Origin of the sequence: Niastella sp. (assembly GCF_045805085.1) — a bacterium.
In the GTDB taxonomy this organism is placed as follows: domain Bacteria; phylum Bacteroidota; class Bacteroidia; order Chitinophagales; family Chitinophagaceae; genus Niastella.
Genome location: NZ_JBJMLX010000411.1, coordinates 1 through 16,067, shown reverse-complemented (window position 1 = coordinate 16,067; position 16,067 = coordinate 1). Strand labels below are relative to the sequence as shown.

Below are 16,067 nucleotides of genomic sequence, written 5' to 3'. Positions count from 1 at the left end.
CCCCGAACAACATACATTGAACCCGGTATATGAAAATATCTTTAAAACCCTGCATACAGCCACCCGACTCGATGATGCGCATGAGCTGATGTTTGAAGTAGGGGCCTTCGGCGGTAATGCGTCAACCGATAGTAAGCTGGGTTATTATAATGGCCTCCGTGTCAACGCCAGTTCAAAATTCGGCGGCGGTGGAGGTGGTATCAACCCCCTGCCTACATATTTCTATGAATTCGATTCTATTGGCGATTGCCGTCGCGATGTAACCATCAATATTTTTGAAATTGATACAGCCAGTAAAAAGCTTATGAACATAGCCACTACCATGACCGATGGCAAGTTCAGAAGATCATGGACCAACATAACAGGCACATCGCAAAACCTGGCCATCAACTGGCCCATCCTGCGCTTTGCAGATATTCTGTTGATGTATGCCGAAGCGGACAATGAATTGAATAATGGACCCTCTGCCGATGCCATCACTGCCTTTGAGCGCGTAAGAAAACGGGCGTTTGCAGGGTTTGAAAGCCGCATGGGTACAACGCCTACAGATAAAGATGGTTTCTTTAAAGCCATTGTACAGGAACGCCTGTTGGAGTTTGGTGGCGAAGGTATTCGCAAATACGACCTCATTCGCTGGAACATGCTGGGCAGTAAAATTGATGAGACCCGCCAAAAGCTGCGCGACTTTATGAATGGTGTTGGCCGCTATGCCAACCTGCCTTTATATGTGTATACAAAACCGGCCACCTATAACCTGGTAGCTTCAGTAGATGAAATAAAGACCCTTGATTTTCCTAATGGCGCTCCTGTTTCGCAGGCGCTGTTTACGCCAGGCACAGGAAGCAGCTCCGCACCTAACGGTTATTTTACCAAAAACTGGCGCGCGTCGGTGAACGAAGATTACCTCACGGGTGATCTGAAAGGATATGCCAACAAGTTTGAGGCAAATAAAAAAGAGTTGTTCCCTATACCTACCAGTGTGATCAATACGAATTATAACATGGCCCAGAATTGGGGGTATTAATCATCCACCTAAACCACTATTAAAATGAAGAGCGTAATCAATAAATATAAAAGAATAATAGTGCCGGCGATGGTGCTGGCGTTGGGAATAGTATCGTGCAGGAAAGATGAAGTGGGAAGCAACGAGCTGGTTCGCATGTTCATGCCAGGTGATATTTCTGTGGTTAGCGGCGATACGATCGCCACCTTATCGTGGAAAGCATCCCTGTATACAACAGGTACCGATGTTTCCTATACTATTGAATTATCAAGAGATTCCCTGTTTGCCGGAACGCCTGAATTGTCGCAGGTTACTCAAAGTACCCAGATAACGGTTACCGACAGGCAGCTGGCTGTTAGGCAAAAATACTATGCCCGGTTAAAAGCCAATGCAATAGGCAATAGTGATGAATCAAAATGGCTGCACAGCAGCGGCATGACACCCATTAAAGGCGAACAGTACTTAAGACCCATATTGGATGGCGAGCTTACCGACAATAAAGTAACGCTCAGATGGGTAGTGAATCCGGGCTTTACCAAAATTACGCTTACGCCTGGTACCGGTTCTCCCATAACTGTGAATCTGGATGCTACTGATATTGCTGCGGGTAAAAAAACGATCTCAGGACTTAGCCCTAAAACCACTTACGATGCCGCCATTTTTCTTGGACCGGCTCAGAAAGGATATTTAACATTTACCACTTTTGCAGGCACACCAACAGGTGCTAACGTAGTGATGGTACAGCCTACCGACGACCTGGCCACTATGCTGGCAACTTCAGTTGCGACCGGAACTATATTTGTGTTGCAGCAGGGAACAAAATACACCAATGATGGTACTATTAAACTGCCTGACAATGCCTCATTTACCATTTGGGGACAACCGGGGCCTGTTAAACCCATCCTTGCTTTTAACCTGGTAACCTTGCCAGTCAATGGTGGCGGCATAATAAAATTCGAGAACCTGGATATTACCGGTTATCAGAATGCAGACCCCGCTCTGACCAAACGAGCCTATTTCTTCAATCAGGGTGCGTCAAGTACTACAGCAGAGATCAATTTTGAGAATTGCACCATTCGTAATATGGCGAACTCGCCATTGCGGTTACAGGGAAATCTTAATACGATCGTTATCAATATCGAAAAGGTGATTGTAAATAAATGCATCGTATATGATATTGGTTGGCCAGGCGGTAGTTATGCTTTTATCCACAATACAGCTGTTGCAGGTAAGTATAATAACATTGTTGTCACTAATAATACTTTTTACAATATTGGTTATGGATTGATCGTGCACAATACGTTGGCTCCTGCATCAGTTCAGGTTGATAACAATACTTTTTACAATGTTACCGGGGATGCCCATTATATGTTCGATTTTAAAGCCCTTGTTATACCGAATTTCTCCTTTATCAATAATGTGGTGGGTAAAACAGCGTCGGCTGCGGGAACGGCAAAAGGAGTACAGTCGGGCACGCCGCCTACTGTGGGTAACAATACCTACAAAACAACAGACTGTATTTTTGCTTCCAGTCCAATTGCTAACGTTGCTGATTATGGTAAAGCCAGTACAGACCTGTTTGTAGACCCTGCCGCAGCAAACTTCATCTTTAAAGATGTGAACTTCCTGGGAAGATCTACCAGTGGTGATCCCAGGTGGCGGTATTAACAATTGAAAAATATCAGAACTGGTATTTTTACCGAAGATTTGTAAGAACTATTTGCGTATGATAAAGAGAATAAATGTTATTGGAACAGTTTTTTGCTGCCTGTCATTGTTTATTTCGGCAAAAGCACAAACCATTGCCTTTCCCGGTGCAGAAGGATTTGGCCAGTATACCACTGGCGGCCGGGGCGGCAAAGTGTATGTGGTAACCACGCTCGATGACAGTGGCCCGGGTAGTTTGAGAAACGCAGTAGAGGCAAAAGAGCCGCGGGTGGTAGTGTTTGCTGTTTCTGGTACCATTCATTTACAATCGAAACTGGAAATAAAAGGTAACATAACCATTGCCGGGCAGTCGGCGCCCGGCGATGGTATTTGTCTGGCAGATTATTCAGTTGGGTTGGGTGGTGATAACATCATTGTACGCTATATGCGGTTCCGCATGGGCGATAAAAACCAAAAGGGTGGAATGGTCGATGGCAATGGCGGTGACGACGCATTTGGCGGAACCCGGCGCCGGAATATCATCGTTGACCATTGCTCCGTAAGCTGGAGCACCGACGAAGTTTTATCGGTCTACAATGGCGACAGCACCACCTTGCAATGGAACCTCATTGCAGAACCATTGAACTACAGCTATCATTTTGAAAAGGGCGATACAGATTATGAGCATCATGGCTATGGCGGTATCTGGGGCGGGAAACATTTCTCGGGCCACCACAACCTGTTTGCGCATTGCAACAGCCGCAATCCGCGGTTCAATGGCAACAGGCAGGGCATCGAAGAGAATGTTGATTTCCGCAATAATGTGATCTACGACTGGGGTATTAACAGTGCCTATGCCGGTGAGGGCGGTAATTACAATATGGTGAACAATTATTATCGTTACGGGCCCAACACTAATAAAAAGGTGCTATATCGGATCATGAACCCGTGGAAAAATGCGAAATTACCTTATGGAAAATTTTTTATAGATGGGAATTATGTAGATGGATCGGCTGAAGTAACCGGTAACAACTGGCAGGGCGTTCAGGTTGGTGAAAAACAAGCTGACGACCCGGCCCTGGCAAAAGCAGATGCGCCTTTTTCTACAGTACCTGTAACCACGCAAAACGCCAAAGACGCCTATGAACTGGTGTTGAAAAATGCAGGTTGCAGTTTCAAAAGAGATACGCTCGATGCACGGGTTATCAATGAGGTAAAACATCGCGGTGGTCGCTTTGTGGATGTGCAGGGTGGTTATCCCCATGTTACGGACTATGAAGCCACCGTACATGCATGGCCCACGTTGAGATCATTGCCGGCCCCGGCCGATAAAGACCAGGATGGCATGCCCGATGCATGGGAAGCAAAACATGCGTTGGATCCTGCTGATGCCGGCGATGCGTCGGTGTATAAGCTCGACAAGCAGTATACTAATATAGAGGTGTATTTGAATGAGTTGGTTAAGTAGAGTTGATCAGTTGACGAGTTGACAAGTTAACACGTTGACAAGTTAATGAGAAAGAAAATGGTTAGGTTGAATTAAGTAGAAAGTTGATAGGGTTGAAAGAGTTGATAAAGGGAACATGAGATAAGAAGTAAAAGTAGGAGTTAAGGAGGTCGAAACGTTTAACAGGTTGAGTAATGACGCGAGGCTGTATTCCCCCCTCCACCGGAGGGGGCCGGGGGGAGGTCCCACAAAATAAACAGAGATGAACAGAATACTTGCTATAGGACTAATGATGTTAGCCGCCTTTGCCATGCCGCCGAAAAAGAAGATTACGGTTTGGTTGATAGGCGATTCAACGATGGCGATAAAAGACCCAAAGACCTACCCGGAAACGGGCTGGGGGATGCCTTTTGTTTATTTCTTTGATTCTACGGTAAAAGTAGATAACCGTGCACAGAATGGTCGTAGCACAAGGACGTTTATGGAAGAAGGCCGCTGGCAGCCAGTGGTAGATGCCATGCAGGAAGGAGATTATGTATTTGTGCAGTTCGGGCACAACGATGAAGTAAAAACAAAAAAGAGCTACACTACCGAAGAAGCATTTAAAGCCAACCTGGTTAAATATATAACCGATACCCGCAGCAAAAAAGCAAACCCGGTGTTGCTGACCCCCGTTGCCCGCCGTAGTTTCGATTCAACAGGTCACGTGACAGGCACACATGATGTATATGCGCAAATTGTGCGCAATGTGGCCAAAGAAAACAACGTGCCATTGATTGACCTGGATAAAGAAGCACAGGCATTGTACCAGCAATGGGGTGTAGAAAAATCGAAGTTGTTGTTCAATCAGCTCGCCCCGGGTGAACACCCCAACTACCCGCAGGGCAAAGAAGACAATACCCACTTCAACGAGCTCGGCGCCCGCATGATAGCGGAGATCGTGTTGAAGAACATGAGGAGTTTGAACCTTGAGCTTGTTGAGAGAGTGAGGAAGTAGTTGATAGGGTTGGCAAGTTAAGAAGTTGGCAAGTTAACAAGTTGACGAGTTGACCAGTTAACCAGGGAATACATTCACATCTGCTGTACGAATAAAAAGTCGGAATTCTGAAAAAGTAGAGGACCGAAAATGGGAGCGATGCCCAAATGGGAAGCGTTTGCCGTTTCACGTTTCACGTTTTACGATTCAGGATTGCCGATTCACGATTGCCGATTCACGAACAACTAACGATAGCATATGCGAAAATTTACACACCTTGTCATTGTATTTTGCTGCTGCCTGTTTGCTATAACAGCACAGGCCCAGCCATCATTCCCGGGCGCCGAAGGCGCCGGCATGAATGCTTCAGGGGGGCGCGGCACTGCTGCAGTCGCCACCACTGTGTTTGAAGTGACCAACCTGAATGATGATAACCTGCCCGGTAGCCTGCGATATGCAGTAAGCGCAACCGCTACTTATCGAACGGTAGTATTCAGGGTCTCGGGTACCATCCACCTCAATTCCAAATTAAATATCAGGGCCAACACCACTATTGCGGGACAAACAGCGCCCGGCGGTGGTATTTGTCTGGCCGATTTCCCGGTAGTGATCTCCGGCGATAACGTGATCGTTCGCTATATGCGTTTTCGCCTGGGCGATAAGAACCAGAAAAAAGTAGATGCCAACGGCAACCCCGTTGATGGCAGTGGCGGTGATGACGCCTTTGGCGCCCTGGGGCCTAATAATCTCATTGTCGACCACTGTAGCGTAAGCTGGAGTGACGATGAAGCGCTCACTATTTATCGGGGTGATAACTTAACCATCCAATGGTGCCTGCTTACCGAGCCGCTCAATTATTCCTATCACTTTGAAACAGGCGATACCGGTTATGAACACCATGGTTATAATGGTATTCAGGGTGGAAAACATGCTTCCATCCACCACAACCTGTATGCACATGCCAAAAACCGTAACCCGCGTTTTTCAGGCATCAGTACCTATACACCCAATACCATCGGGGTTGAAAATGTAGATTTCTACAATAACGTGATCTACAACTGGGGCATTAATACTGTGTATGGCGGCGAAGGAGGCAACTATAATGTAATGAACAACTATTACAAATATGGACCCAATACTTCAAGCGGTGTTCGGTACCGCATTTGTAACCCTAGCTTTTCGGGAACAATGCCCAACCCAACAATACCCTGGGGTAAATGGTATGTGAACGGAAACTACGTGGATGGATCTACCCAGAACACCAATAATAACTGGTCGGGTGTGGAGATGGGCACAACGGCTGCTGATACCGTACAGGCAAAAGCGAATACCGAGTTTGTTTTAGGATTTACCAAAAACATCCAACCAGCTGTCGATGCTTTTGATGCCGTGTTACTGGGGGCCGGCGCTACCTTACCAGCTCGCGATACACTCGATCAGCGTATCGTCAATGATGTGCGCAACCGAACCGGCCGTCATATCGATGTGCAGGGCGATTATCCACACGGTACCGATTACAGTCTGACAGTTAATGCCTGGCCAACTTTAAATTCAGCTATAGCCCCGGTTGATACCGATCACGATGGAATGCCCGACACCTGGGAAACCAGTCATGGTTTGAACCCGAACGATGCAGCCGATAGAAATGTATATGATGGTAATGGTTATACCATGCTGGAGAATTATTTAAACGGGGTAACCGCTTCCAATCCGGGCCCGGTAATCGTGGCGGGTGGAACCCTGGCCAGTTTTTCACAATCGATCGGCAGTCCGTCAACAGCCAGTACCTATTCGGTGGCCGGTTACAACCTTACAGGCAATGTAACCATTACCCCGCCTGCTTCTTATGAATTATCGCTCGATGGAAATACCTGGTATGGCAGCGCCAATCCAATAGTATTAACACCCACATCTGGTACGCTGACCAGTACCACCATTATGGTGCGGTTGAATGCATCAGCGGCTGGTAATTACAATGGAAATATTGTTCATATCAGCGCAGGCGCTGCTACTATTAATATGTCGGTAACAGGAACAGCTGCTTCGGCCACTGTAGGGCTGGGCACTTATCCCACCATGGATGGTGGTTTTGAAAAACAAACAGTGGGGGCTGTTTCCACAGCGGCGCCAACAGGAGCTGGGAATGCTGTTACTACGGTTTGGACCACCAGCGGTTCGGCAACTATTAAAAGTGATGGAACAGCCAGATCGGGCGGTAACTATTTCACCTATACGAGCACCAGCACCAGTACCAAAAATAGTTTTGCGCCTTCACAAACCAATCCGCTTTATCCCAACGACACAAAATTTATTGTTCAATATTATTACTGGGCGGCTGCGCCAACCGGCAGCAATAGCGTGAGCGGATTGATCGCCGTTACCGACAACACCAGCGCCACCAATTTTACAACCAGTTATCAAACGCTGGCCTGGACAGCAACCAGCGGCGCGTGGATGAAAGCTACCTCTGTCCGCAATGTAAATCCCACCACCTATACGCCCAACCTGTTTTTGGCCGGCTTCCGTTTTAATGGGGGTGGCGCAGTGATAACCCAGCCTTTCGATGTAGATGACTTTGTAGTATATGCAGCAGATAATCAAAGTAATCCGGCGCCTGATGTAACAGTGCCCGATGTGGCTACTGCCCCCACCGCAATTGCTAATGCGAATAAAACAATCACCGTAAACTGGACGGCCCCTGCTACTGGTATAGATGGTGGTGGGTATGTGGTAGTACGCAGCACGGCGTCTACTGCGCCCGCTCCCAATGCCAACGGCATCTATATTGAAGGTAATACCATGGGCATTGGTTATAAAGTAGTAAGTCAGGGTGTAACCACTTCTTATACTGATAATGACGCCAGTTTAACAGCCGGCACTACCTACTACTATTATATTTTTACGGTTGACAAAGCATATAACTATTCCGCTACAGCGGCAACGGCCAATGCAACCCTCAATGGGGGAACAAATCCCACCGGACCGTCTGCCGGGGCAAAGGCCGTGGTAGCCAAAGATGGCAGTGGCAATTATACCAGTATACAGGCCGCTATCGATGCTGCGCCCACCAATCAAACAGCGCCGTATAAAATTTATATTAAAAAGGGCAAGTATGTTGAAACGGTGAACATTGCCGGTAGTAAACCTTTTATTCAATTGGTAGGGGAAAGCCTGGCCGAAACCATTATCTCATCCGATAATTATTCAGGCAAGGCCAATCCGGCCGGAGGTACCTATGGTACTTCTACCTGTGCCACAGTAACCATCAGTGCAAATGATGTGATGATGATGAACCTGTCAATAGAAAATGCAACCGGGTATGGTATCAACGCCAATGCCCTGGTGCCGGCGCCAGGCGATGGTCCGCAGGCGGTGGCAGTGTATACCACTTCTGACCGCGTTGTATTTTATAATTGCCGCATGAATGGTGGACAGGACACGTATTATGGTGGCAACGTTAAAGCAACAAGATGCTATTTCAAGAATTGTTATGTAGACGGAAATACCGATTTCCTCTTCGGTTCTTCCACTATTATCTTCGATACCTGTATCATTTATCCGCGTACGCGGCTAGATAATCAAACCGGCGGTTATGTTACTGCAGTGAACACCAAGCTGGAATCAGGCTATGGCTATGTGTTCCGCGATTGCAGGATCACAAAGAACAGAGGCTTTACCTTGTATTCACTGGGCCGTCCCTGGCAAAATGATGCCGGCACAGCCGATGCCGCCAAGAGCCGCAATAAAGTCGCCTTCCTGAATACGCTAATGGGATCAACCATAAGATCAGACGGGTGGAGCACCTGGGATGCAGGTACCAATACCAGTTTCATTACGTATGGCGAATACAATTCAAAAAATTATGATGGCACTCCGGTGAATGTAAGCAGCCGGTTGTCATGGTCAAAACAATTAACAGCTGCCGATGCCGCAAAATATTATAACAACGATACGGTTTTTATAAATGCCAATACCCCGGTAATGACCAAATGGGATCCCTTTGCTACCTGGCCCGAATTGAATGCGACATTTAAACCCGAATTGGCCGTATCGAACCTGATCGCTAAAAAAGGAACAAACACCACCACCTTAACCTGGAATCTGTCGTGGCCCATGACCGGCATTACCTGTGATCTGTACCGCAGTAACGACAAAACAAATTTCACATTGGTAAGCACCCAGGTAAGCACTGAAGATTCGGCCTGTAATTTTAATTTTACCGAGAACATCCCACCGCCCGGACAAACTTATTATTATATAGTAAGAACGTCCAAATCCGGCTATACAAATTGTACATCCGATACTACCTCGGCAACGAGCACACCCACGATCACCGTGTTTGGCGCCCTGGGTAGTTTTTTACAGGGACTGGGAAAACCATCCAAAACGCAAACCTATATAGTGGCAGGCGCTAACCTGATGAACAATCTTACCATAACGCCACCGGCAGGTTACCAGGTGTCGATCGATAATACGAACTGGTTTGGGAGCAGCGCCCCTGTTTCCATAACGCCTGCCAGTGGTACAATTGCCAATACCACAGTTTATGTACGGCTCAATGCAACGGCCATTGGATCAAACAACGGTAATATTGTAAACGCTTCCACCAATGCCACGGCGGTGAATGTAGCCGTGACCGGTACTATTCAGGCAGATTCATTAGTAGATGGCATATTACTGGAGCAATGGCCTTTAACGGTCAACAACCAGGATGATGCCACGGTGCGGGCAGCAGGGGTTATTGGTACAACACCTGTGTTAAATAAACTGGTGTTATCGAACGGAGTGGAACCCACCGTTCCTGCTTATGGCACTTTGCACGGACAGGCATATGCGGCAACCGCCGATGGATCGTGGACCACCGCCAGTGGCGGACCGGGTGGTACCCTGAACAGGTTATTCTACGAACAGTTCAACGTAGTAGCTGCCACTACACACACCATGCGGGTAGACTCAATACTTTTATCAACTTCATTTTACAATACATCCAGTGGCACTAAAATGGCGGTAGTGTATTCCAAAACCGGTTTCAGAACAGATTCAACAGAAATAAGCGTAGCTATAAAAAATGGAACACCACTCACTGCAAGCATCAATGGCAACTTCACCAATGCCTTTGATGTAAGTAACCAAACGAGCGGTAACCCCGATGTGTTTGCCCTGTTGCTGAATGGGTCTGCCGGTGTGACCATGAGATCCGGTGATACACTTTCATTCCGTATTTATCATTGCACTGGTTCAGGCAGTACCATAAGATATGCGAAGCTGAAAAATGTACTGGTGAAAGGAACAACGACAGCGAATAAAGTGACGCAGCCTGTACAACCAATGAACCCGGCGATGACCATCAATAGTAATTTGCAACGGTTCTCACAAACGCTTGGCAGGCCAACAGACGCGCAGGCTTTCCTGGTAACAGGTACCGGGCTAAGCGCACCGGTTTCCTTTACCCCGGCTGAAGGATATGAGCTCTCAGTTGATTCAGGCAAAAAATGGTATGGCACGAATGTTCCGGCAATATCCCCTAATGCTAATAATTCGGTAACAGCATCTGTAATGGTGCGGTTAAATGCGGCAGGTGTAGGAGGGTATGAGGGAAATATATCGGTTCAAACCAGTGGTATGGCTACTATAAATGTACCGGTGACAGGAATTGCTTATGGGGTATACACCATCAATCCAAACCCGGCAGGCAATTATGTAAATGTGTACCATGCAAATTTGTTTACCGTGGCAGTTATCCGACTGTATAATTTGAATGGACACCTGCTTGGGACTTATTACAGCAAACCGGCCAGCAATTATACCACTCTTAATATAAGCGCCTTGCCAAATGGAATGTATTTTGTAGAGTTAGAGCGGTTAAAGGAAAAAGTGTTGTTGAAGTTTATTAAACAATAACAGGGCTGTCAGCAACTAAAAGTAAGCATATTGCGTCTACCTTTCGACTCCGCTCTGAGCATTCCTGCTTTGAGCGGAGTCGAAAATTTAAAGGACTAATTTTAATAAAACGATTGATATGAATGGCAGGATCACTTCTTTGTTGGTTGCATTTGTGCTGGGATCTTTTGTCTTGCAGGCGCAGGAGTTTATTCCACTATGGCCCACTGGCAAAATGCCCAATACAAAGGGCATGCATTTGAAAGATAGTATCAACAATGAACGGTTGTTCCAGGTGGGTAATCCCGGAATGACGGCTTTCTTTCCCTCCATACAGGAAAATAAACAATGCGCTGTTATTATTTGTCCTGGTGGCGGCTATCACCACGAGTCGTTTCAGATAAGCGGCTTTCAACTGGCCAAATGGTTTAATACGATGGGCATTGCTGCCTTTGTGCTGAATTATCGATTACCTCTTTCGCCCGACCTGGTGCATCGCGAATTGGGTCCCTTGCAGGATGCAGAACGCGCCATGCGTATCATTCGCGCCAATGCCGGTAAGTATAACATTCAACCAAACAAGATTGGCATTATGGGTGTGTCAGCAGGCGGTCACCTGGCAGCCTGGCTGGGCAATACCGGCGATGATGTAGCAGCTATTGGCGACTCGCTCAACAGTGTATCCTTTCGTCCGGATTTTACCATCCTGGTATCACCGGTGATCACCCTGGGACAATATGCTCATAAAGGCAGTCGCGAAAATTTACTGGGCGCCAATCCTTCAAAAGAAATGATTGATAAATTTTCCATGGAGTTGCAGGTAAAATCTACCACGCCTCCCTGTTTTATTGCAGATGCGTTCAATGATAAAGCCGTTGATCCGCGTAACAGTCTGATGTTCTACCAGGCATTGCTGGATAAAAATATTCCTGCCAGCTTTCATGTGTTTCCACAGGGCGGCCATAATATTGCCCTGCGCAACAATCCCGGTTCTACCCAGCAATGGACAGCATTATGTGAAGCCTGGTTATTGGAAATGGGATTTTTGAAATAGTTTATAGGTTAATAAGTTCTTGAGTTATTAAGTTGGTAGCTCAATTATTTATTTGACTTATGAACCTACGAACTCAATAACTTACAAACTCAATAACAAAGGGATGAAAAGAATCTGTTTTCTCTTGTTTTTACTGGCGCCAGTTGTATATGTAAGCGCCCAACAACAGACTTATCCAAAATATTTAACAGTGGCGCAGGATGGTAGTGGAAATTATAAAACCATTCAGGAAGCGGTAAATGCCATGCGCGATTTTTCCCAGGAGCGCGTAACCATTTTTATTAAGAAAGGCGTGTACCATGAAAAGCTGGTTGTTCCGTCCTGGAAGACAAACATTAGCTTGTTAGGGGAGAGCCGCGACAGCACCATCATCACCAATGACGATTTCAGTGGCAAACCGCTGCCACATGGCCTCGATACTGCCAGCGGGCGGGATAAATACAGCACCTTTAATTCATATACTGTAATAGTAAAGGGCAATGATTTCAGGGCCGAAAACCTCACCATACAAAATGCCGCAGGTCGGGTTGGGCAGGCCGTAGCCCTGCATGCCGAAAGCGATCGTTGCGAAATAATAAACTGTCGTTTACTCGGCAACCAGGATACTTTATATGTGGGCATCGACAGCAGCCGCCAGTATTATAAAAATTGTTTTATAGAAGGCACTACCGATTTTATTTTTGGTCCGGCCACCTGTGTGTTTGAAAATTGTACTATCAAAAGCCTGATGAATTCTTACATCACGGCCGCATCAACCACGCCGCGCCAGTCATATGGATTTGTATTTTTCGATTGCACCCTCATTGCCGATACCGCAGCGAAAAAGGTCTTGCTGGGCCGGCCCTGGCGCCCATATGCAAGAACTGTTTACATCAATACAAAAATGGGCGAACATATTGCTCCCATTGGTTGGGACAACTGGCGCAATCCCGAAAATGAAAAGACAGCGTTCTACGCAGAATACAACAGCAGTGGCCCCGGCGCCAATACCTCAGGCCGCGCTGCCTGGTCGCACCAATTAACCAAAAAAGAAGCGGCAGCGTATACGTTGAGGAATATCTTTGGGGACTGGGCTCCTTCGGAGTAGTTGATCAGTTGACAAGTTAACAAGTTAACAAGTTAACAAGTTAACAAGTTAACAGTTTGACGTGAAAGAAGAAGGTTAGGTGGAATAAAGCAGGAGGTTGATAGGGTTGAAAAAGTTGATAGGGTTGATAATGGGCCAAGTGTTAAAAGGAGTGAAAAATGGAAATAGAGAGGAATGTTGCATCCTCGCGAGCCATCTTTGCCCTCTGCTTCGCCCTCCGTCCGCGTGTCGCTGAAGCTTTAGCGGAGGCGCAAGCTTTAGCGTAGGAGGGCCCTTTGCCTTTTTCCATCATTGACAATTCAAGAAACACGATATAATGAAGAAACTATTTGTATTAGCATTTTCTCTCTTAAGTTTAAGTAGCATCGCACAGCAACCCTACGTATCAAAAGTGTGGGTATCGGATAATATGAACGGAACCTATAAGAACCCGGTTTTGTATGCCGATTATTCCGACCCTGATGCGTGCCGGGTGGGTGATGATTATTATTTAGTGGCATCCAGCTTTGATGGTATTCCCGGGTTGCCTATTCTGCATTCAAAAGACCTGGTAAACTGGAGCATCATTGGCCATGCATTAAAACGCCAGCCGCCTTACGATCATTTTTCAACAACCCAGCATGGCAATGGCGTATGGGCGCCTTCCATCCGGTATCACAATGGTGAGTTTTACATTTATTACCCTGATCCGGATTTTGGCATCTATGTAGTAAAATCAAAAAACATCACCGGTCCCTGGACAGACCCCATCATGGTAGAATCCGGCAAAGGATTGATCGATCCCTGTCCGTTGTGGGATGATGATGGCAAAGTGTACCTTGTTCATGCCTTTGCAGGCAGCCGCGCCGGCATAAAAAGTATTGTAGTGGTAAAACAGCTCGATGCTACCGGAACCAAGGTACTCGATGGCGGCGTAATGGTGTTCGATGGTCACGACCAGGACCCCACGCTCGAAGGTCCTAAGTTTTATAAGCGCAATGGCTATTATTACATCTTTGCCCCGGCAGGTGGCGTGTCAACCGGTTGGCAACTGGTAATGCGGTCGAAAAATGTGTATGGCCCTTATGAAAGAAAAGTAGTGATGGACCAGGGCAGCTCAGTTATAAATGGTCCGCACCAGGGCGCCTGGGTAACAACCCAAACCGGTGAAGACTGGTTCCTGCATTTCCAGGACCTGGAAGCATACGGACGCGTAGTGCTGTTGCAACCCATGAAATGGGTGAATAACTGGCCGGTGATAGGCATTGACAAAGATGGCGATGGAAAAGGCGAGCCGGTTCAAACCTATAGAAAACCAAACGTTGGTAAAACGTACCCGGTGCAAACGCCGCAGGAATCTGACGAATTTAATGGCATCACCATGGGATTGCAATGGCAATGGCAGGCCAATCCAAAACCCTTTTGGGCTTTTCCCGGTAATGGTTACCTGCGTTTGTTCTCCGGCATGGTGCCCGACTCTGCCAAAAATATGTGGTTTGTGCCCAATGTATTGATGCAGAAATTTCCTGCCCCGGAATTTACGGCTACGGTTAAGCTGGATTTTAAACCCAGGCTGGCAGGAGAGAAAACCGGGTTGATCGTGATGGGTGCTGACTATGCTTTTGTGGGACTCACCAAAAAAGAAGATGGCATTTATCTTTCCTATGTGGTCTGTAATAAAGCCGAAGGCGGAAAACCAGAACAGGAAAAGATGATTGGTAAAATATCCGGCGCCACCACGTATTTGCGCGTACAGGTAAGCAAAGGCGCCAAGTGTAATTTCTCGTATAGTGAAGACGGACAGCATTATACTTCCGCCGGCGATGTATTTTCGGCCGTGCCCGGCAGATGGATCGGCGCCAAGGTGGGATTGTTCTGCACCCGCACCACGGTCACCAACGATGCAGGCTTTGCAGATGTAGATTGGTTTAGAATTGAATAAGATATGTAAATACCTCAGGTGGGTCATCCGCCAGCTGGCGGATGGCTCACGCGAGCTATTTCATTGTAACCAAAAAATGCCTACATTTAACCCCGATTGATTGCTTATTGAAAAAATATGACCATTGGCCTGACACATATTCAACAAGGAATACATGCCGGAAACGAACAATGTCTGGCAGATCTGTACAAATTATTCAGTAAACGGTTGCATCATTTTGCCCGTGTAATCACCCGCTCACCTGAAATTGCTGAAGAAATTGTAGAAGATGTATTTGTGAAGTTATGGAGTAATCGCCACCGCATAAACGAAGTAGAAAATCTCACCGTATATTTATATGTAGCAGTAAAGAACAGGGCCCTGAATGCCATTTCCAAAAAGGCTAAAGAGCTCATCAGGGCGCCCTTTGATGACCTGGATATAGAAACCGGTCAGCTGGTCTCCGATCCATATAATCTGCTGGTCACCGCCGAAATGATGAAGCGTATGCACCAGGCAGTGGAAAATTTACCTCCCCGTTGTAAAATGATCTTCAAACTGGTTCGCGAAGACGGCCTCAAACACCGCGAAGTAGCCGAGATCCTCAATATTTCCCTCAATACTGTTGATGTACAAATGGCTATTGCGATTAAGAAAATATGTACCGCATTGCAGGTCAATAAGGTTACCCGGAGCTTTTCTATACCAAAGCAGGCAGGGCAGTGATGAATCGGCATCGGCAATCGGCAATATCGTGAAACGTGAAACGGCAAACGTGAAAGTCCTTAATGCAACCTCGCTCCAATATTTAACCCTTCCAAGCTTTCAGCAGGCTTGTCATCCCTTATCAACTCTATCAACTTACCTCTTCGTACCTCTTACTTCCTACCTCCTGTATTTTCCCGCGTCAACTTGTAAACGTGTTAACTTGTCAACTCGTCAACTGGTCAACTGGTCAACCTGCACCTTAATAAAAAAAATATTTTTCCAAAACGATTAATGGTGTAATCCCAAATGTCTGTCCTTATAACATAAACGCACTAGGCGCCAATGGAAACACCTGAAAGAATCTG

General features: G+C 46.6%; 9 protein-coding genes. All 9 read left to right on the top strand.

Translation table 11 applies throughout. The annotated features are described in order from the left end of the window. Positions 1-1,024, top strand: a 1,024-nt coding sequence (locus tag ACJ751_RS21180) for a RagB/SusD family nutrient uptake outer membrane protein (protein ID WP_407747515.1), incomplete at its 5' end; no start/stop codon positions are given. A gap of 24 nt (positions 1,025-1,048) precedes the next feature. Further along, positions 1,049-2,671 carry a DUF5123 domain-containing protein gene (locus ACJ751_RS21175; protein ID WP_407747514.1) on the top strand — a complete coding sequence of 541 codons (1,623 nt, stop codon included), beginning with the start codon at positions 1,049-1,051 and terminating at the stop codon, positions 2,669-2,671. 58 nt (positions 2,672-2,729) lie between these two features. Next, on the top strand, positions 2,730-4,118 hold the full coding sequence (locus tag ACJ751_RS21170) for a polysaccharide lyase family 1 protein (protein ID WP_407747513.1): 1,389 nt from the start codon (positions 2,730-2,732) through the stop codon (positions 4,116-4,118). 241 nt (positions 4,119-4,359) lie between these two features. Beyond that, the gene (locus ACJ751_RS21165; RefSeq protein WP_407747512.1) at positions 4,360-5,094 is read left to right on the top strand and encodes a rhamnogalacturonan acetylesterase; all 735 of its coding nucleotides are present in this window, start codon (positions 4,360-4,362) and stop codon (positions 5,092-5,094) included. Positions 5,095-5,331: 237 nt separating this feature from the next. Then, positions 5,332-10,974: a pectinesterase family protein gene (locus ACJ751_RS21160; RefSeq protein ID WP_407747511.1), complete on the top strand. Its 5,643-nt coding sequence runs from the start codon at positions 5,332-5,334 to the stop codon at positions 10,972-10,974. A gap of 118 nt (positions 10,975-11,092) precedes the next feature. Continuing rightward, positions 11,093-12,007, top strand: a complete 915-nt coding sequence (locus ACJ751_RS21155; RefSeq protein ID WP_407747510.1) for an alpha/beta hydrolase — start codon at positions 11,093-11,095, stop codon at positions 12,005-12,007. Positions 12,008-12,110: 103 nt separating this feature from the next. Then, positions 12,111-13,094 carry a pectinesterase family protein gene (locus ACJ751_RS21150; RefSeq protein ID WP_407747509.1) on the top strand — a complete coding sequence of 328 codons (984 nt, stop codon included), beginning with the start codon at positions 12,111-12,113 and terminating at the stop codon, positions 13,092-13,094. Between the two features lie 316 nt (positions 13,095-13,410). After that, positions 13,411-15,015, top strand: a complete 1,605-nt coding sequence (locus ACJ751_RS21145; protein ID WP_407747508.1) for a glycoside hydrolase 43 family protein — start codon at positions 13,411-13,413, stop codon at positions 15,013-15,015. A 117-nt stretch (positions 15,016-15,132) separates the two neighbouring features. Further along, positions 15,133-15,720 carry an RNA polymerase sigma-70 factor gene (locus ACJ751_RS21140; protein ID WP_407747507.1) on the top strand — a complete coding sequence of 196 codons (588 nt, stop codon included), beginning with the start codon at positions 15,133-15,135 and terminating at the stop codon, positions 15,718-15,720. The last annotated feature ends 347 nt before the right edge of the window (positions 15,721-16,067 follow it).